The organism is Leclercia sp. UBA1284 (genome assembly GCF_002308415.1).
Lineage (GTDB): Bacteria > Pseudomonadota > Gammaproteobacteria > Enterobacterales > Enterobacteriaceae > Enterobacter > Enterobacter pneumoniae.
In genome coordinates, this window is sequence record NZ_DBUS01000005.1 from 152,260 (window position 1) to 169,732 (window position 17,473).

Below are 17,473 nucleotides of genomic sequence, written 5' to 3' on the forward strand. Positions count from 1 at the left end.
TCTTAAAGCATAAAGGCGATACGCCAGTTAACAGTCACATGATCCGGGCCCAGCCAGTCGGGGTAGTGCAGCGGTGTGCCCACTGAGATCTGGCTGCTGTACCCGCGTCCGGCGCTGCTTAAGCCCACCGACGCGCCCCACAAGGTGCCGGAAGCAAAACGGTCTTCGCGATCTTTTTCCAGCCAGCCGCCATCCACCGCCAGGGTGGCGTTCACCTGGCCGATAAACGGCAGGGTAAACAGCGAATAGCCCAGTTCATTACGCCAGTAGCCGCCGTTATCACCGGAGAGGTACTGCTCTTTAAACCCACGCACTGAGCTTTCTCCCCCCAGCGTGAGCCGCTCGGCGCCGTAGAGGCGATCCGGCGACCACTGACCGTAGGCGCTGGTCAACCACCACAAGTTATTGGTGAGCGGACGCTGGAAGCTGGCGTTCAGGCTCCATTTGCGAAACTCGGCGCGCGGTTCATCACCGGTTTTATCTTCGTCCGTTTCGGCGTTGAACCAGGGCATGCCGTGGCTCCAGGTGGGGTTGAAGGTGGCGACGCCGCCCGCCAGTTTTTGCGTGTGTGTGATGCCAAGGATCAGGCTGGAAAGATTGCGGGTACTGCTTTGCAGCGGGGCGTCATTCAGCCAGTTACGGCTTGAGCGCTGCACCACACCCGCCGCGAGACCGGTTTTAATATCGCCATTGCGATAGACGACCCAGGAGGCATTAACACGGTGAGTTTTGGTATCGCCGGTCGAGATCCAGTCAAACCCCATATTATTGATGGTGGTGCGGTAGTTGCTCCACGCGTAGCTGTAATCCAGCAGCCCGTAGCCGAACGGCAGGCTTACTCCCGCCTGGAAATTTTGCGCGTCGTAGCGGGTGGCAAAATCACTGCTTCGACCGCCGCTGATAAACCACTGGTCTGCCAGACCTAACATATTATTGGCATACAGCGCACCATTCAGCTGATTCTCTCCGGTACTCTCTTGCCCGCTATTATCCAGACTGATAGTTGCCCTTAACGGAAATTCGGGTTTCGCCGTAAGATTTACCACTGAATATTCCGGTTGCGATCCGGGTAATATATCGATCTGCACCGGCTCGGCACGCAAACGGTTAATTTGCTCCATGCCTTGTTCGATATCGCGTAAATTGAGGATGCGCCCTGTCCGACCCGGAAAAGCCATCTTTAGCATTAGCGGGGTTTTGCCCTCAAGGCGAATCGCTTCCAGCTTCCCTTCCAGCACTACAATATTTAACTGACCGTGGGAGAGATCTTGTTCGGTCAAAAATGCCCGGCTGGTGATATAGCCGCGGCTAATATACCAGTCAGAAATATGGGTGGTTAATTCGTTTATTTTCACCTGATCCAGACAGCGATTTAGCCAGGGCTCTACCAGCCGCTTACGGGCTTTTTCAGCGATTACGGTAGCGCCTGAAAGAGTAATCGTATGGATGGTGAAGCAAGGCCCGGAGCCTTGCGCGGCGGGCTGCGGCCGGGTGGGGGCTGGAAGGGGGATACTGCGTTCCAGTTCATCTCGCTGCTGCTGATTTTGTATTAAAAGCTGTTGTTGTTGCTGCTGAATGGTATCGCGATCGGCAGGCGACAGCGGGGCCGCTTTTACCGGGAGAGATAAAAGTGCGACCATCAAGATAAGGATATAGTTACTGGCGGAAATTATTCCACCTTTGTGCATGAGGGTGCTCATCCGTGCCCTGAAAATAAACCCTAATAAAATAGAGTTATTAATATAGGACGAGTCTAATTTGAGTTATATAAAATTTAACTTATGTCACCGACTAAAATTAATTATGTGAATTACGTCAGGTTTTAATAAGATTAGCGAGAAGGATATTTAATATATCCTCAGTTCGTTCTTACTCAATAACGTATTTTCAGGAGGAGAGTAAAATCACCCTCCTGAATTATTCAGATTCGCTTTATTGATACTTTAGTCATGCTAACACCCGCTAAATTCAGCAGCGGGTTATTCACGTGATTACCAGCCGGGCACTGCGCCGCCATTAAAGATCTTCTCCGCCGCTTTCGCCACCTCCGGCGACTGGTAAGCGTGAATAAACGCTTTGACGTTCTCGGCGTCTTTATTGTCTTCCCGTGCGACCACGATATTCACATAGGGCGAGTTTTTATCTTCAATAAATATCCCATCATGCACCGGCGACAGCCCGGTTTGTTGCAGATAGGTGGTGCTGATAATGGCCACATCGACTTTTGGATCATCCAGCACGCGCGGCAGTTGCGCCCCTTCCAGCTCCATGATGTTCAGCTTCTTCGGGTTAGCCGTGATGTCCAGCGCGGTGGGCAGCAGGCCGATGTCCGGTTTAAGGGTAATCAGCTTCTCTTTTTGCAGCAGCAACAGGGCACGCCCGAGGTTGGTTGGGTCGTTGGGAATCGCGATGGTGGCGCCATCTTTCAGTTCAGCCACCGATGTGATCTTGCGGGAATAGCCTGCCATCGGGAAGACAAAGGTATTTCCCACCGCCACCAGCTTATAACCGTGCGCTTTATTATCTTCCGCAAGGAACGGACGATGCTGGAAGACGTTGGCATCCAGCTCGCCGTGGTCAGTTGCATCGTTCGGCAGCAGCGAGCCGCTAAAGCCGACCAGCTCCACATCCAGGCCGTATTTCTCTTTCGCCACTTTTTTGGCGACCTCTGCCACTTCCTGCTCGGCGCCGTTAATCACGCCGACTTTAATGTGTTTAGCATTACTGCTGCCCTGATCGCAGCCCGCCAGCAGCAGGCCCGCAAGAAGAAGTGCACCCAATCGACGTTTCACCAGCCGGTTCCTTTTGATAAATGTTTACCCGACTATATCGGTAACCCAGCGGCAGGCTAAAAAACGAAAAGGAATCAAACAGAAGAAAAAGATATATGCCGCTCAGCGATGCTTTTTCTCATGGCAAGCAGCCACGCTTTGCGGGCGACGCCAGCGCCTGGTAATGCGATGTCTCACCGTAGCCGACGCGGGCAATCCCTTGCCAGACGGCCTGCTGAAACAGGCTGCCCGGCGTATCCAGGGTCGTAAAGTTCATGGGTCTCTCCGGTTGTGAGCAGTGAGTCCAGAGTGGCGTTTTCACCTCTGTGCTCACAACCGAAAAATGGACGACCATTTTTTTTGCGCTCGCTTACGCCTGACTTTTGCGTAACGGCGCTTCGCGCAAGAACCATGACAGCACAAACGCCAGCACCATAATCCCTGCCGCCATGATAAATACCGCGTGAATGGCGGAGCCAAAGGCATCCAGATAGTCCGCCCTGAGGGCATCCGGCAGATGGTGGATAGCGTCAGGATCCAGCCCTCGCGGCAGTTCACTGCCTTCGGGGATGCGTGCCATCAGCCCTGATTGCAGTTGATGGGTAAATACCGCGCCAAACAGCGCCACGCCAATCGCCCCGCCGATGGAGCGGAACAAGGTGACACCCGACGTCGCCACACCGTACTGGCTGGACGAGACGCTGTTCTGCACCGCCAGCACCAACACCTGCATCACCAGCCCCAGACCCATCCCCAGCACGCCGGTGAAGAGATACAGCTGCCAGGTGGGGGAGTCGATGGTGATCCGCGTGAGCAGCGCCATGCCGATCACCCCTAGCAGGGTACCGAGGATCGGGAACAGGCGGTACTTGCCGGTACGGCTGATAATGCGCCCGCTGATGATGGAGGTCAGCAGCAGACCGCCCATCAGCGGGATCAGCTGTAATCCGGCCTGGGTTGGCGTGGCCTCTTTCACAATTTGCAGATACAGCGGCAGGAAGGTCACTGAACCGAACAGCGACATCCCGATGATGAAGCCAATCAGGCTACACAGCAGGAAGCTGCGATCGCGAAAGAGCGAGAGCGGGATAATCGGCTCCCAGGCCAGACGCTCTTCATAGATAAATCCGGCAATCCCCGTCAGGCCAAAGGCCAGAATGCACCACAGCTGCGGATCGCTCCAGGGGCGTACCGTCCCCCCTTCGCTGGTGAAGAGGATGATACAGAGCAGCGCCATGCTGAGGTAAATCGCCCCGAGATAGTCGATTTCATGTTTGTTTCGTTTGGTATTGCTGTGGAACACCGCGCCGATCACCAGCAGGGCAAACAGCCCCAGCGGCAGATTAATGTAGAAGATCCAGCGCCACGAGGCATGCTGCACGATAAACCCGCCGATCAGCGGCCCAATCACCGTTGCCAGCCCAAATACGCCGCCGAAGAGCCCCTGATAGCGGCCGCGCTCGGCAGGCGGGATCACATCGGCCACCGCCGCCATGCTGATCACCATCAGTCCGCCGCCGCCCAGCCCCTGCAGGGCACGCATCAGCACCAGTTGCGTCATGTTTTGCGCCAGTCCGCACAGGGCCGAGCCCAGCAGGAAGAGCACAATCGCAATCTGCAGTACAATTTTTCGGCCAAACAGATCGCCGAACTTGCCATACAGCGGCACCACGATGGTGGAGCTCAGAATGTAGGCCGTCACAACCCAGGAGAGTTTATCCAGCCCGCCCAGCTCACCCACGATAGTGGGTAGCGCCGTGGAGACGATGGTCTGATCGAGGGCAGACAGCAGCATCACCAGCAGTAGCGCGCTGAACAAGAGCTTTATCGAAGGGGGCTTTTGCGCGTCAGGCATCATAAGAGACCGCTTGAAATTAATTAATGAGATAATTAATATTCAATGAAGTTATGAATACGGTCAAGGGATCGCTCCAGCATGTCAGCACATAAAGATAATTCTGAACCGCGCCGCCCCGGTCGTCCCCGCGGGGGCAAACGCGCCACCACCAGCCGCGAGCAGTTGCTGGACATTGCGCTGGATCTCTTTTCTCGTCAGGGGATCGCCAACACCTCTCTAAACGCCATCGCCAAAGAGGCGGGCGTAACGCCCGCGATGCTGCATTACTATTTTAACTCACGCGAACAGCTGCTGGATGCGATGATTGAGGAGCGTTTTCTGCCGCTGCGCAGCACCATCGCCGCCACCTTTAGCGCCCATCCCGACGATCCGGTGGCTTCCCTGACCCTGATGGTCCAAACGCTGGCGAGCCTCGCCGGGCAGCATCACTGGTTTGCGCCGCTGTGGATGCAGGAGGTGATCGGTGAAATGCCGGTTTTACGCGCCCATTTGCGAAATCGGGTGGGTGAAGATAACTACTCCGTGACGCTTGCCACGCTGAAGCGCTGGCAGCAGGAGGGGAAACTGAACCGCGAGCTGGCTCCGGAGCTGCTGTTTACCACGCTGCTAAGCCTGGTGCTGGTGCCCTTCGCGAGAAGGCGTAATGACGAGAGGCTAAGCGCTCTCTCGTCTGCACAGATTGTGCGCCACGCCTTAGCGGTGATGGGCCAGGGCATTGGCGCTTAAAGCGCTTTGGTCAGATAGTGGCGCTGCATCCCCTGGTTCGGGAAATCGGGCAACGTCATCTGGAGTTGATAGCCCAGCTTTTCGTAGAAGGGCCGCGCCTGGAAACTGACGGTATCCACCAGCGCATTCAGGCACCCTTTGCGCTTCGCCTCTTCTTCGGCGGCCAGCATGATCTGGCTGCCTACACCACTGCCACGCACCGCGCTGCTCACCCACACATAGCTGATATCCAGCCACTCCCCTTTGCGACGCCCAATAACCCCGCCGATGAGGGTACCGTCGTCATCGCGGGCAAAGACCGCCAGATCGCCCCAGGTGCGGGTATCGACAAACTGCTCGTTATAGGCGCGCAGCCCGGTTAATAACGCTTCCTGATCGTCGGCGGTGATGTTATCGACAATGTCTAGCTGCATCCTGTTTTCCCTCATTTTTTTATCGTTACCCTAAGTTCGCGCAACGGCAGAAAGGAGACAATAAATTTTTGTTGGCGCCCAAGAATTTGGCAAAAAGTGCGGCTACGCTTTTAACGTTTAGTCGCCGGAATGCGCAAATTCATACTTTCCACCTGGATCGCATCGGCGAATGTAACGATATATTTCAAATGGAATGCCGTGGTTATCAACCGGAGGTCAACATGAAGTCAGCACACCTGTTTTGCCTGATAGTCTGTCTGCTTTTTGCCGCCTTCGCCCATGCGCAAGACAACGACGATCCCGCCAAACTCGAACAGAAAAAACAGCTGATTTTGAAAGATGTGAAAAAAGCCTGCGCCCCGCAGCGTAAACAGTCTGACTCGGAGTGGCAGGCGATGATTATGTCTTCAGAGGCGAATAAGCTCTTGATGCGCAACGCCATGCTGGCGGTAGATCGTAACAACCAGGAGGCCTACTGGGACGCCGTCAGCCGCATGGACTGCATGGAGGATTATTAAGCGTGAAGCGGGCTTCACGCTTGCTGATTAGCGTTTACGTATTTCAGGAATAATTAAATCGCCCCGCAGAACCCAGGATTCCAGCATCTGGGTTTTTTCGTTCAGCCAGCTCACAATGCGTGCAGCCATCGCATCCATCGAGTATTCAATCGCCGGAATGGTTGGGATACCCGGTAAATGCAGGGAGCCGGCCAGACTGAAGACCATGATGTCACCCGGTACGGACTTGTTAAACGCCTGCAGTTGCGGTATCACCCGCTGCGCCTCTTGCTCATCAGCAACCAGTAAGGCGTTGAAGTTCAGCGTGCTCGCATTATTCAGCAACTCCTGCAACGCCACGGATGACGAGGTGGCCTCCATAAAGACCAGGTTGCGATTAAAGGGCAGGAAGTTTTTCTCCAGCGCGTGTTTGTAGCCCAGCAGCACCTGATCGGCAAAGCCGCTACCCTGCGGATGGATCAGCGCTATCTGGCGGCGCCCCTGGCTGGTGAGGAAATTACAGGCGGTTTCTGCGGCGAACGCGTGATCGAACTGAATGCTGTTGACGTTATCCGCCGCCTGCATGCAGTCCACCAGAATGACATTTTCCTGATCGACACTCAGCGGAAAACGCGCGCCAATGATGAGAATGTCGTCGCACAACCCACACGAAAGCTCTTCAAGCGCGTTCATCACCTCGGCTTTGGTGTTGGCAAAACGCAACAGCAGATGCTTTTGATGCTGACTAAGCTGTTTTTCCAGCGCGTACAGGTAACCGGTGCTCTGGTTGATATTATCCTGCGCACAGATCACGCCGATGCAGCCGGTTGACTGGCTCAGCAGCGACTGCGCAATCACATTGGGTCGATAGTTCAGCTCATCCACCGCTTTCAAAACGGCCTGACGGCTGGCTTCCTTTACACCGCGCGACCCGCTCAACACCCGTGATACCGTGGCTTTGGACACCCCGGCCAGACGTGATACATCGTTGATTGTAGACATCTTTCTCCCCTGACAGGACGGCCCCGCCCTGCAAATTCCATTACCGCATTGGCTCACATTTTAGCCAAAAAGAAGTATATCCGTTTCCGTTTTCTATGGAAACCGATTTTCCGTTTCCACTCATTTTGATGCAAAACACGCCAAATAGTGTGACACCGATCGTGATAATTAGCGCCATAAGTAACGGATATTGATAGCTGTCACACTTCTGTCTTTTATAAATGGAAACCGGTTTCCGCATGATGTCCAATCAGACCCGCAATAACTTTTTACATTTAGAGGATGGTCGTCGATGTTCAAGATAATGCTGTGTTGTTCTGCCGGAATGTCCACCAGCCTGCTGGTCAGGAAAATGGTTGAAGCGGCGGATGAGCGAGGTCTGCCGGTGAAGATTGATGCGTACGGCGTGGCCGAATTTGATACGCAGTTTCCGCAATACCAGGTGGTACTTCTCGGACCACAAGTGAAATACATGATAAAGACGCTGTCAGACAAGGCTGCTACGCAAGGCATTCCGGTGCAGGCCATCGATATGATGGACTACGGCATGCAGCGTGGTGATAAGGTGCTGGATTACGCTCTGTCGCTCATTGAAGCGGCACACTAAGAAGGTGTTCTCATGAGTTCGTTATATCAGTCTATGGTTGCCGTCATTGAGCAGTCCATTACCCCGCTGGCGGCGAAGCTTGGCCAGCAGAAGTATGTGATTGCCATCCGCGACGGCTTTACCGCCGCGCTGCCGTTCATGATCATCGGCTCGTTTATGCTGGTGTTTATCTTCCCGCCGTTCTCAGCGGACACCACCAACAGCTTTGCCCGCGGCTGGCTGGATTTCTCCCAGACCTACCGCGAACAGCTGATGCTGCCCTTCAACCTCAGTATGGGCGTAATGACTTTCTTTATCTCGGTGGGTATCGGCGCGAGCCTGGGTCGTCAGTTTAACCTCGACCCGGTGATGTCTGGCCTGCTGGCGTTTATGGCATTCTTGCTGGTGGCTGCTCCCTATGCCGATGGCAAAATCTCCACCCAGTATCTGTCGGGCCAGGGGATTTTCACCGCGCTGATCACCGCCATCTACTCCACCCGCGTCTATGCGTGGCTGAAGCAGAACAACGTCACCATCCGCCTGCCAAAAGAGGTGCCGACCGGGGTGGCCCGTTCGTTTGAGATCCTGATCCCGGTGATGGTGGTGATCGGTACGCTGCACCCGCTGAACCTGTTCATTGAAGCGCAGACCGGCATGATCATTCCCCAGGCGATTATGCACCTGCTGGAGCCGCTGGTTTCGGCGTCTGACTCCTTGCCTGCCATTCTGCTCTCTGTGCTGCTGTGCCAGATCTTCTGGTTCGCGGGCATCCACGGCTCGCTGATTGTGACCGGCATCATGAACCCGTTCTGGATGGCAAACCTCTCTGCAAACCAGGCCGCGCTGGCCGCAGGGGCTGCCCTGCCGCACGTATACCTGCAGGGCTTCTGGGATCACTATCTGCTGATTGGCGGCGTCGGTTCTACCCTTCCGCTGGCGTTCCTGCTGCTGCGCAGCCGCGTCACCCATCTGCGTACCATTGGCAAAATGGGCGTGGTACCAAGCTTCTTTAACATCAACGAACCGATCCTGTTCGGTGCGCCGATCATCATGAACCCGATGCTGTTTATCCCGTTCGTGTTTGTGCCGCTGGTGAATGCGTGTCTGGCCTACGGTGCCACTAAGCTCGGCTGGCTGGCGCAGGTGGTGTCGTTAACCCCATGGACCACGCCGGCACCGATTGGCGCCTCATGGGCGGCCAACTGGGCATTGAGCCCGGTGGTGATGTGCGTGGTGTGCATGGTGATGTCGGCGCTGATGTACCTGCCTTTCCTGCGCGCTTATGAGCGTACGTTGGTGAAAAACGAAGAGCAAAAAGCCCAGGCGGCTGTTGTAGGCGCTGAGCCGGCCAGTAACTAAGTTAAAGAGGAAGCATTATGAACTACTCATTTCCCGAGAACTTTTGGTGGGGTAGCGCAAGCTCCGCGCTGCAAACCGAAGGGGAGAGCCAGGGCGGCGGCAAGGGATTGACCACCTGGGATCACTGGTTTAGCCAGCAACCAAACCGTTTCCATCAGGGGATAGGGCCGCAACAGACATCGACCTTTTACCAGAACTGGAAAGCGGATATTCAGCTGCTGAAAACGCTGAACCACAACAGCTTTCGCACCTCGATTAGCTGGGCGCGTTTGATCCCTGATGGCATCGGTGAAGTGAATCCTGAGGCGGTCACGTTTTACAATCAGGTGATCGATGAACTGATTGAGCAGGGCATCACGCCGTTTATCTGCCTGTTCCACTTCGACATGCCGATGGCGATGCAGGAGATTGGCGGCTGGGAGAACCGCGATGTGGTGGCCGCCTATGGCCGCTATGCGCAGACCTGTTTCAAACTGTTTGGCGACCGGGTGTTGCACTGGTTTACCTTCAATGAGCCGATTGTGCCGGTTGAAGGGGGCTATCTGTACGATTTCCACTATCCCAACGTGGTGGATTTCCGTCGTGCGGCGACCGTGGCGTATCACACCGTGCTGGCCCACGCCCACGCGGTGCGCGCCTTCCGCGCCGGAAACCATGCCGGTGAGATTGGGATCGTACTCAACCTGACCCCGTCATATCCCCGTTCACAGCATCCGGCGGATGTGAAAGCGGCGCATATTGCCGACCTGATGTTTAACCGGAGCTTCCTCGACCCGGTGCTGCGCGGGAAATATCCGGCCGACCTGGTGGCGCTGCTGAAGTCTTACGATCAGCTGCCTGCCTGCCAGCCTGAGGACAGCAACCTGATTGCCGACGGGCGTATCGATCTGCTGGGCATTAACTACTATCAACCGCGTCGCGTGAAGTGTCGTGACAGTGCGGTGAACCCTCAGGCGCCGTTTATGCCGGAGTGGTTCTTTGATAACTACGAAATGCCCGGTCGGAAGATGAACCCGTATCGCGGTTGGGAAATCTATGAACCGGGTATTTACGATATTCTCGTTAATCTGCGTGATAATTATGACAACCCGCGCTGCTTTATTTCTGAAAACGGCATGGGCGTAGAAAACGAGCAACGATTTATCGAAGCCGGACAAATAAACGACCAGTATCGTATCGAGTTTATTTCCGAACACCTTAAATGGCTGCATAAAGGCATTAGCGAAGGGGCAAACTGCCTTGGCTACCATATGTGGACATTTATCGATAACTGGTCATGGTGCAATGCGTATAAAAACCGCTACGGCTTTATTCAGCTGGATTTAACGACGCAGCAACGCACGATAAAGAAAAGTGGAGAGTGGTTTGCCGCTACCTCTCTGAATAATGGTTTTGAAAAAGAGTAATCACTCATGATCGCATTAGAAGAAGCCGTAATGGAAATTATCGTTAACGCCGGTCAGTCGCGCAGTCTGTGCTTTGAAGCGCTGCACGCCGCACGTAATGGCGATATTGATGAAGCCAAAAGCCTACTGCGCGAAGCCGATGGCTACGCGCGCCAGGCGCACCATATGCAGACCAAACTCATTGAGCAGGATGCAGGCGAAGCCCGTCAGCCGATGACGTTAATTATGGTGCATGCCCAGGATCATTTAATGAACTCGCTACTGGCGCGTGAATTATCCGAAGAAATTATTCATTTATATCAGAGATAATCTATGGCGAAAAAACGGTAATGTAATACCTCTGTACCTAATAATAGAAATCCACTTGTTCTGATGATAGCGACATATTCTGTCAGATCGGAGCGGGATGGTTATTGTCTGAATAAAATTAAACTATATTGAGATAACCATGAACACAATTAAAAAACTTCCATTAACAATGGCGGTTATCGCCGCGCTTTGCCCAATTTCTGTACTCGCACAGGAGTTCACTCAAGAGCAAATCGACGCCATTGTGGCCAAAGCGGTGGATAAAGCCCTGGCAGAACGTCAGGCAAAAATGGATGCTGCGGTGGCAAAAAAAGCCGACGTGGTCACCGAGCCGCAAAGTGCGGCGCAGTCGCCGGATATGGCTATCCCGTTCGGGGTTAAATTTACCGGTTATGCCCGCTATGGCGCCCATTTCCAGGCCGCCGATCAAAAATACGTAGCGGTGGATGGCTCCTATAACGGTGCGTCGGCGATTGGTCGTCTGGGTAACGAAGGCAACGGCGGTGAATTCCAGCTCTCCAAAGCCTTTAAAGGCGATAACGGCGCCATCTGGGACATCAACGTGATGATCGACCACTGGGGCGACGAAGTTAACCTGAAAAAAGCCTATGCGGGCGTCACCAACATTATGGCGTCCAACCCGAACGCCTACTTCTGGGCCGGTCGTGACTTCCACCAGCGTCCGCAGCAGGGTATCAACGACTACTTCTGGATGAACCACGATGGCCAGGGCGCCGGGGTGAAGAACTTCGACATTGGCGGCGTGCAGTTTGACGTGGCGACCGTGGCGGCCGTGGAGTCCTGTAGCCCGGAAGTGATGGAAGACGAAGCGAACCCATCGCGCATCACCTGTACCGGCGGTTCCGGCACGGGCGACAAAGGTAACTACGCGGCAACCTCTAAAATCCACGGCATGAAGCTCGGCCCGATCGACCTGGAGCTGTATGCGAACTACGGCTTTGACTCGAAAGCGATCGACAGTGAAGAGCGTCTGAAGGCCTGGCAGGGTGGCGTGGTGCTGAGCCACACCAACGACAGCGGCGTGAACAAAGTGATTGCCCGTTACTCTGATAACTCGGATAACAGCGTCTTCAACAAGACCGAGGATCTGACCACGGTCTACGCCAGCTTCGAAGGGCTGCATAAATTCACCCAGGCCACCCAGGTGGAGTACATCCTCGCCTTCCACGACTATGATAATAGCCGCGACGGCACCGATAACCGCAAGAACTACAACGCCATTGTTCGCCCAATGCACTGGTGGAACGACGTCCACTCGACCTGGCTGGAAGCGGGCTGGCAGCACGTTGATTACGACAACGGCGGCGATAACAAAGGCTGGAAACTGACCCTGTCGCAGAACATGTCTATCGCCATGGGCCCAGAGTTCCGTCCGATGCTGCGCTTCTACGTCACCGGCGGCAAGGTGGATAACGAACGTACCGCCCGCGTGAACGGCACCCAGGACGAGACGCTTGACGATTTCAACGTCGGCGCCATGTGGGAAGCCTGGTTCTAAAGTAAATGCAAAACGGCAACGACAGTTGCCGTTTTTAGTCTTTGCCCCCTCTCCCCGTGGGAGAGGGCCGGGGTGAGGGCATCAGACCGCACAAGGTAAACGCAAAACGGCAACGCCATGTTGCCGTTTTTAGTCTTTGCCCCCTCTCCCTGTGGGAGAGGGCCGGGGTGAGGGCACCAGACCGCACAAGGTAAACGCAAAACGGCAACGCCAGTTGCCGTTTTTAGTCTTTGCCCCCTCTCCCCGTGGGAGAGGGGCGGGGTGAGGGCACCAGACCGCACAAGGTAAATGCAAAACGGCAACGCCATGTTGCCGTTTTTAGTCTTTGCCCCCTCTCCCCGTGGGAGAGGGCTGGGGTGAGGGCATCAGACCGCACAAGGTAAATGCAAAACGGCAACGCCAGTTGCCGTTTTTAGTCTTTGCCCCCTCTCCCTGTGGGAGAGGGCCGGGGTGAGGGCATCAGACCGCACCAAACCCACCAATCCTCATGTTATGCTACAAAAAAACCAACATACCAGGGGAGAACATGGGTTCCACACGTAAAGGGATGCTCAACGTCCTGATCGCCGCCGTTTTATGGGGAAGTTCAGGCGTTTGCGCGCAGTACATCATGGAGAAAAGCCACATCTCTTCACCTTATCTGACCATGGTTCGCCTGCTGTTTACCGGGGTGATCCTGCTGACGCTCTCCTTCGTTCACGGCGACAAAATTTTCTCGGTCATCAAAAACCGTAAGGACGCCATCAGCCTGCTATTTTTCTCGCTGGTCGGCGCGCTCACCGTGCAGCTCACCTTCCTGCTGACGATTGAAAAATCCAACGCTGCCACCGCCACCGTGCTGCAGTTCCTGTCACCAACCATTATCGTGGCATGGTTCGCGCTGGCGCGGAAAAAGCGCCCCGGCCTGTTTGTGCTATCCGCGATATTCACGTCGCTTGTCGGCACCTTCCTGCTGGTGACGCACGGCGACCCGACGTCGCTCTCAATCTCGCCTGCCGCGCTGTTCTTCGGCATCGCCTCGGCCTTTGCTGCGGCGTTTTATACCACCTACCCGTCAACGCTGATCGCCCGCTACGGTACGCTGCCGATCGTCGGCTGGAGCATGTTGATTGCGGGACTGGTGCTGACGCCGTTCTACGCGGGACGCGGCACCACCTTTGCGTTCGACGGTAGCCTGCTGCTGGCGTTCTTCTATCTGGTGGTGATCGGTACGGCGCTGACGTTCAGCCTGTATCTGAAAGGGGCACAGATGATCGGCGGGCCAAAGGCGAGCATCCTGAGCTGCGCCGAACCGCTGAGTAGTGCATTGCTGTCGGTGATCCTACTGGGCGTGGCCTTCACCCTGCCGGACTGGCTGGGCACGCTGCTGATTGTCTCGTCGGTGGTGCTGATTTCGATGGATTCCAGAAGGCGGGTTCAGACATCAGCCTGATATCCCCTCACCCTAACCCTCTCCCCAAAGGGGCGAGGGGATTGCCCGGTGCGATCTTTTCACCCTCGTCCCTATGGGGAGAGGGCCGGGGTGAGGGGTAATTTACAACATCGCCCTCACCTTCACTGCCACCAGCAACGCCGTCGATAAATTCGAGAAGACGGGTTCAGGCATTAACCTGAATTACACATGATAGTGATAGCGGCACATCAAAATAGTGAGTGCGCTATCCGACACGCCGTAAACCAGTCGGTCAGTATCGTTTATCCGGCGGGACCAGTAACCAGAAAGATTCCCTTTGAGCGGTTCAGGCTTTCCCAGTCCTTTGAAAGGCTGGCGCTTCGCATCTTCAATCAGCTTGTTGATTCTGCAAAGCGTTTTCTTATCCTGCTCTTGCCACCACAGATAATCGTCCCAGCCGTTATCTGTCCAAATCAGTAGCCTGGTCATCAATCAGATCCCTCTGCGTGGTTTTACCCGTGTTTGCCTGTGCGATTGACTCCATCAGTCGGCTGGCATTAGCAGGCGAACTCATCAAATGGATCGTTTCCATCATCGAGTTGTAGTGCTGAAGAGACATAACAACCGCATCCCCGCCGTTGCGGCGGCTGATGATTGTCGTCTCCACATTGTCATTCACGTCGTCCAACACATCTTTGAGTCGGCTTCGTGCTTCAGTAAAGGTCACAACCTGCATATTCCCTCCTGTACAAGTTACGGTACAAGTATATCGCCGGAGTGACTATTTATCAATCAACGCGCCCTCACCTTCGCTGCCACCAGCAGCGCCGTCATCAGCATCAGCGTACCGGAAATCACCAGCGGTGAGGTCAGCCCCAGATGGTCGAGCGCCACCCCGCCCACCGCCGCGCCGCAGGTGTTCGCCAGCTGGATCACCGCTACCTGAATCGACCCTGCTTTTTCCGCCTGATCGGCCAGCGAGCGGGTGATCCACGTCGACCAGCCTACCGGCACCAGCGCAAAGGCGAAGCCCCAGATAATGGCGATCGCCGAGGCGACCCACTTGTCGCTGCCCCACAGAATCAGCACGGCGGCGCTGATCGCCAGCACCAGCGGCGCACCGGCCAGCGCCACCTTGAGGGAGCGTTTCAGGAACTGCGCCGACAGCGAGGTGCCGACAAAGCTGGCGATACCGAAGCTCAGCAGCACCAGCGTCAGGCCATCCACGTCAAAGCCGGCCATGGTCATAAACACCGGGCGGATGTAGGTGAAGAAGGCAAACTGCCCGGCGAAGGCCATAAAGATAGCGGTCATCCCCGCCAGCACGCCCGGACGTTTCAACAGCGTAAACATGTTCTGTTTGTGATGCGCCGCTTCACCCGGCAGCGACGGCAGCGCTTTCCATACCCAGACAATGCAGAGCAGACCCATCACCGCCGCGGCGTTAAAGACGTTACGCCAGCCGATGATCCCGCCGAGAAAACTGCCCAGCGGCGCGGCAATCACCAGCGCGATGGAGACCGCGCCGAAAATCACCGACAGCGCTTTAGGCACCGTGCGGGCGGGCACCAGGCGCATGGTGAGCGAAGCGGACATCGCCCAGAAGCCGCCGAGCCCTAACCCCAGACAGGCGCGCCCGAGCAAAAGCAGGCTAAAACTATTGGCGAAGGAGACCAGCAGGCAGGATGCCGTCAGCAGCACGCTGAAGAGAATGACCACTTTGCGGCGGTCGATGGTGCCAATCGCCTGGGTAATAAAGAGGCTGGCGAACATCGCCACAAAGGCGGTGACGGTAACGGACTGCCCCGCCACACCTTCCGAAATACCCAGATCCTGCGCCATCGGCGTCAGCAGGCTGACCGGCAGAAACTCAACGGTAATCAGGCAGGCCACGCAGAACGCCACCGAGAAAACCGCCGACCAGTTGGGCCGGGCGACCTCTTTAGCGTGGGGAGCGGGCTGAATATGTTCTGTCATGACGTCACCTGAAGATAAAAATGTGCGGAAAAGTCGCGCAGTTTATCATCAAAAGTGTGACGAATTTAACGTTTCGACAACTTTTGCCGGGGTTTGCCGGATGAGGTGGTGCTGGCCCCGGCCTGCAAGGCCTCAGTGAAGATAAAACACACCCTCTTCCGGCAGGAAAAGTTGGTTATAGCGCAGCTGGAAGGCGTTCAGCTCCTGCGGATCGGGGTCCATTTCGCGCATAAAGCCAAGGGCCAGGCGGATCTGCGCATCGGTGAGCGGTGCGGCGAGACGGGCTTTACGCAGCAGGCGGTGCCAGCTGAGCAGATTTTGTTCACTGCCATCAACAATACACACCTGCCAGATCAACAGCACCTGGGCCGCGTTTTGCAGATGCGCCTCGTCCGGGCGCTCGAGGTAGCGGATAAACTCATTTCCGGACGTTTTACCAAACTGGTCGATCATCGACTCGACCGTCACCAGCGAAATGCCCAGACGTTCACTTAAACGTTTGATGGCGCGGCGAGAATCGGAGGTCAGGATACGAAATCCTATGACAAACACGACTATGAGGGTCGCCAGCATTATCCAGATCATGAGTTCTCCTACGAATAGTCGCTTATCATAGCGGGAAACTCATGGCCTCGACAGCTCGCAAATCGCTATTAGTGCAGTGAAAACTGTTGGAAAATCATTCTGAAAGTGGATCGCTGCGCTTCAGCCCTTTCAGCAGCGTCTCCTGAAAGCGTGCCGATATCACGACCTCATACTCGATAAATATACTGTTTGCGGGCACTTTTCTTAATTTCAAAAAATTATTACCTCCTCATTATCCTTATATTAATCACGGTTATAACCTTGCTTAAACAGAACTAAGGATGGTGCTATGGATACAATAGAGGAATCAGGTGGAACGTATTTCTATCACGGGAATTCAAATGTAACTCCACAAGAGCTATTTTTGCTGATATTCGCTGAGGGTCTGGCGAACCATCTGGGCGTAACGGTAGAGACTGCTGCAACAATCCTTGCAGGTCAGCCTCTAATACCCAAGCGTAAGGTGTTAGGTGCGTCAGGCTCGCGTACAAGTGTTGCCTCCAAACTAGCACGTCGCATATTAAAGGGAGTCCGCTTCCCTGGAGGTATGAGGGTGGAGACCACTATCGGTATGGGTATAACAAGACAAACAAATAAGGTTGGGGCAGTAGTTGGACGAGCTGTTCCGTTCGTCGGCTATGCCCAGGCAGTCATTGTATTTGCCCTTGTGGCCCAAGAAACCAGAAACAAGTACAACCTGATAGCCCGACCGAAAGATCGGATCGAATGGACGTACTTCTAATGTTATTGCCTGATGATCAAGAATTTTTAGATTACATCACTAATAACTACAGTGAACTGAAACGTCCCGCCCAGAAGGAATGGACCTTCCAGGAACATTTCAACCTCGTTCCTGAAGATCTTGAGGACATGCTGCTTGATCTTTTCAATCGTTATGGGATTGAGTACAGCAACTTTGTGCTGGACAACTATTTTGAGCCAGAGCTGTTTTGGTTCCAGTTTGGACTTAGAAAAAAGTTTCGGGATCGCCAGTATAAGCCGCTAACGCTTGAAATGATTATTGAGTCTGCCAAGTCCGGGCGCTGGTTATATGATTAAGGGGCTGCTTGCC

General features: G+C 54.9%; 20 protein-coding genes. 10 read left to right on the forward strand and 10 right to left on the reverse strand.

Features of this window, described 5'->3' with window-relative positions; all coding sequences use genetic code 11:
- Positions 1-2: 2 nt before the first annotated feature.
- From B3511_RS02730 to B3511_RS02745, 4 genes are all read right to left on the reverse strand, one after another.
- On the reverse strand, positions 3-1,640 hold the full coding sequence (locus B3511_RS02730; protein WP_286777518.1) for a ShlB/FhaC/HecB family hemolysin secretion/activation protein: 1,638 nt from the start codon (positions 1,638-1,640) through the stop codon (positions 3-5).
- Between the two features lie 351 nt (positions 1,641-1,991).
- Positions 1,992-2,792 (reverse strand): lipoprotein NlpA, encoded by an 801-nt coding sequence (gene nlpA, locus B3511_RS02735; RefSeq protein ID WP_414671868.1) that lies wholly within the window; start codon positions 2,790-2,792, stop codon positions 1,992-1,994.
- 118 nt (positions 2,793-2,910) lie between these two features.
- The gene (locus B3511_RS02740; RefSeq protein WP_412098722.1) at positions 2,911-3,048 is read right to left on the reverse strand and encodes a hypothetical protein; all 138 of its coding nucleotides are present in this window, start codon (positions 3,046-3,048) and stop codon (positions 2,911-2,913) included.
- Positions 3,049-3,141: 93 nt separating this feature from the next.
- Entirely contained in the window at positions 3,142-4,629 is a 1,488-nt protein-coding gene (locus B3511_RS02745) for an MDR family MFS transporter (protein WP_040077789.1), read from the reverse strand.
- 78 nt (positions 4,630-4,707) lie between these two features.
- Here B3511_RS02745 and B3511_RS02750 point away from each other — a divergent pair, with 78 nt between their 5' ends.
- Entirely contained in the window at positions 4,708-5,355 is a 648-nt protein-coding gene (locus tag B3511_RS02750; RefSeq protein WP_040077788.1) for a TetR/AcrR family transcriptional regulator, read from the forward strand.
- Here B3511_RS02750 and B3511_RS02755 read toward each other — a convergent pair.
- On the reverse strand, positions 5,352-5,768 hold the full coding sequence (locus B3511_RS02755; RefSeq protein WP_286775666.1) for a GNAT family N-acetyltransferase: 417 nt from the start codon (positions 5,766-5,768) through the stop codon (positions 5,352-5,354). The two genes, B3511_RS02750 and B3511_RS02755, sit on opposite strands and share 4 nt — an antisense overlap.
- Before the next feature lie 221 nt (positions 5,769-5,989).
- Here B3511_RS02755 and B3511_RS02760 point away from each other — a divergent pair, with 221 nt between their 5' ends.
- Positions 5,990-6,286 carry a YicS family protein gene (locus B3511_RS02760; RefSeq protein ID WP_040077784.1) on the forward strand — a complete coding sequence of 99 codons (297 nt, stop codon included), beginning with the start codon at positions 5,990-5,992 and terminating at the stop codon, positions 6,284-6,286.
- Positions 6,287-6,313: 27 nt separating this feature from the next.
- Here B3511_RS02760 and B3511_RS02765 read toward each other — a convergent pair whose 3' ends face one another.
- Positions 6,314-7,267: a LacI family DNA-binding transcriptional regulator gene (locus tag B3511_RS02765; RefSeq protein ID WP_040077783.1), complete on the reverse strand. Its 954-nt coding sequence runs from the start codon at positions 7,265-7,267 to the stop codon at positions 6,314-6,316.
- A gap of 292 nt (positions 7,268-7,559) precedes the next feature.
- Between B3511_RS02765 and B3511_RS02770 the strand changes: the two genes are divergently transcribed.
- The 6 genes from B3511_RS02770 to B3511_RS02795 all read left to right on the forward strand — a co-directional run bounded on the left by B3511_RS02770 (position 7,560) and on the right by B3511_RS02795 (position 13,878).
- Positions 7,560-7,874 (forward strand): PTS sugar transporter subunit IIB, encoded by a 315-nt coding sequence (locus B3511_RS02770; RefSeq protein ID WP_040077780.1) that lies wholly within the window; start codon positions 7,560-7,562, stop codon positions 7,872-7,874.
- Positions 7,875-7,886: 12 nt separating this feature from the next.
- Positions 7,887-9,212, forward strand: a complete 1,326-nt coding sequence (locus tag B3511_RS02775; protein ID WP_040077779.1) for a PTS sugar transporter subunit IIC — start codon at positions 7,887-7,889, stop codon at positions 9,210-9,212.
- A gap of 17 nt (positions 9,213-9,229) precedes the next feature.
- Positions 9,230-10,618 (forward strand): glycoside hydrolase family 1 protein, encoded by a 1,389-nt coding sequence (locus B3511_RS02780; RefSeq protein ID WP_286775667.1) that lies wholly within the window; start codon positions 9,230-9,232, stop codon positions 10,616-10,618.
- Positions 10,619-10,624: 6 nt separating this feature from the next.
- On the forward strand, positions 10,625-10,927 hold the full coding sequence (locus B3511_RS02785; protein WP_040077777.1) for a PTS lactose/cellobiose transporter subunit IIA: 303 nt from the start codon (positions 10,625-10,627) through the stop codon (positions 10,925-10,927).
- A 139-nt stretch (positions 10,928-11,066) separates the two neighbouring features.
- On the forward strand, positions 11,067-12,446 hold the full coding sequence (locus tag B3511_RS02790) for a carbohydrate porin (protein ID WP_046886332.1): 1,380 nt from the start codon (positions 11,067-11,069) through the stop codon (positions 12,444-12,446).
- Between the two features lie 526 nt (positions 12,447-12,972).
- Entirely contained in the window at positions 12,973-13,878 is a 906-nt protein-coding gene (locus B3511_RS02795) for an EamA family transporter (protein ID WP_207292700.1), read from the forward strand.
- A gap of 183 nt (positions 13,879-14,061) precedes the next feature.
- Here the strand turns inward: B3511_RS02795 and B3511_RS02800 are convergent, their stop codons facing one another.
- The 4 genes from B3511_RS02800 to B3511_RS02815 form a co-directional block, all read right to left on the reverse strand.
- Positions 14,062-14,328 (reverse strand): Txe/YoeB family addiction module toxin, encoded by a 267-nt coding sequence (locus B3511_RS02800; RefSeq protein ID WP_286775668.1) that lies wholly within the window; start codon positions 14,326-14,328, stop codon positions 14,062-14,064.
- Positions 14,300-14,575 (reverse strand): type II toxin-antitoxin system Phd/YefM family antitoxin, encoded by a 276-nt coding sequence (locus B3511_RS02805; protein WP_233803349.1) that lies wholly within the window; start codon positions 14,573-14,575, stop codon positions 14,300-14,302. The genes B3511_RS02800 and B3511_RS02805 overlap by 29 nt, the downstream gene beginning before the upstream one ends.
- A gap of 56 nt (positions 14,576-14,631) precedes the next feature.
- Complete coding sequence (gene nepI, locus B3511_RS02810; RefSeq protein WP_207292697.1) at positions 14,632-15,816, reverse strand: purine ribonucleoside efflux pump NepI; 1,185 nt, start codon at positions 15,814-15,816, stop codon at positions 14,632-14,634.
- Between the two features lie 132 nt (positions 15,817-15,948).
- A complete protein-coding gene (locus B3511_RS02815; RefSeq protein ID WP_040077773.1) occupies positions 15,949-16,401 on the reverse strand; it encodes a DUF1198 domain-containing protein in 453 nt (150 codons plus the stop codon).
- A 289-nt stretch (positions 16,402-16,690) separates the two neighbouring features.
- Between B3511_RS02815 and B3511_RS02820 the strand changes: the two genes are divergently transcribed.
- Both B3511_RS02820 and B3511_RS02825 read left to right on the forward strand, forming a co-directional pair.
- Entirely contained in the window at positions 16,691-17,143 is a 453-nt protein-coding gene (locus B3511_RS02820; RefSeq protein ID WP_286775669.1) for an STM2901 family protein, read from the forward strand.
- Entirely contained in the window at positions 17,143-17,460 is a 318-nt protein-coding gene (locus tag B3511_RS02825; RefSeq protein WP_414671870.1) for a DUF1493 family protein, read from the forward strand. Before B3511_RS02820 ends, B3511_RS02825 begins: the two co-directional genes overlap by 1 nt.
- Positions 17,461-17,473 lie beyond the last annotated feature (13 nt).

Bases quoted from the DNA above. Each gene is read 5' to 3' on its own strand.
- B3511_RS02780 (WP_286775667.1), top strand. From the start codon at position 9,230: ATGAACTACTCATTTCCCGAGAACTTTTGGTGGGGTAGCGCAAGCTCC.
- B3511_RS02750 (WP_040077788.1), top strand. From the start codon at position 4,708: ATGTCAGCACATAAAGATAATTCTGAACCGCGCCGCCCCGGTCGTCCC.
- nepI (WP_207292697.1), bottom strand. From the start codon at position 15,816: ATGACAGAACATATTCAGCCCGCTCCCCACGCTAAAGAGGTCGCCCGG.
- B3511_RS02815 (WP_040077773.1), bottom strand. From the start codon at position 16,401: ATGATCTGGATAATGCTGGCGACCCTCATAGTCGTGTTTGTCATAGGA.
- B3511_RS02795 (WP_207292700.1), top strand. From the start codon at position 12,973: ATGGGTTCCACACGTAAAGGGATGCTCAACGTCCTGATCGCCGCCGTT.
- B3511_RS02785 (WP_040077777.1), top strand. From the start codon at position 10,625: ATGATCGCATTAGAAGAAGCCGTAATGGAAATTATCGTTAACGCCGGT.
- B3511_RS02800 (WP_286775668.1), bottom strand. From the start codon at position 14,328: ATGACCAGGCTACTGATTTGGACAGATAACGGCTGGGACGATTATCTG.
- B3511_RS02820 (WP_286775669.1), top strand. From the start codon at position 16,691: ATGGATACAATAGAGGAATCAGGTGGAACGTATTTCTATCACGGGAAT.
- B3511_RS02770 (WP_040077780.1), top strand. From the start codon at position 7,560: ATGTTCAAGATAATGCTGTGTTGTTCTGCCGGAATGTCCACCAGCCTG.
- B3511_RS02765 (WP_040077783.1), bottom strand. From the start codon at position 7,267: ATGTCTACAATCAACGATGTATCACGTCTGGCCGGGGTGTCCAAAGCC.
- B3511_RS02740 (WP_412098722.1), bottom strand. From the start codon at position 3,048: ATGAACTTTACGACCCTGGATACGCCGGGCAGCCTGTTTCAGCAGGCC.
- B3511_RS02755 (WP_286775666.1), bottom strand. From the start codon at position 5,768: ATGCAGCTAGACATTGTCGATAACATCACCGCCGACGATCAGGAAGCG.
- B3511_RS02775 (WP_040077779.1), top strand. From the start codon at position 7,887: ATGAGTTCGTTATATCAGTCTATGGTTGCCGTCATTGAGCAGTCCATT.
- B3511_RS02805 (WP_233803349.1), bottom strand. From the start codon at position 14,575: ATGCAGGTTGTGACCTTTACTGAAGCACGAAGCCGACTCAAAGATGTG.
- B3511_RS02730 (WP_286777518.1), bottom strand. From the start codon at position 1,640: ATGGTCGCACTTTTATCTCTCCCGGTAAAAGCGGCCCCGCTGTCGCCT.
- B3511_RS02825 (WP_414671870.1), top strand. From the start codon at position 17,143: ATGTTATTGCCTGATGATCAAGAATTTTTAGATTACATCACTAATAAC.
- B3511_RS02745 (WP_040077789.1), bottom strand. From the start codon at position 4,629: ATGATGCCTGACGCGCAAAAGCCCCCTTCGATAAAGCTCTTGTTCAGC.
- B3511_RS02760 (WP_040077784.1), top strand. From the start codon at position 5,990: ATGAAGTCAGCACACCTGTTTTGCCTGATAGTCTGTCTGCTTTTTGCC.
- B3511_RS02790 (WP_046886332.1), top strand. From the start codon at position 11,067: ATGAACACAATTAAAAAACTTCCATTAACAATGGCGGTTATCGCCGCG.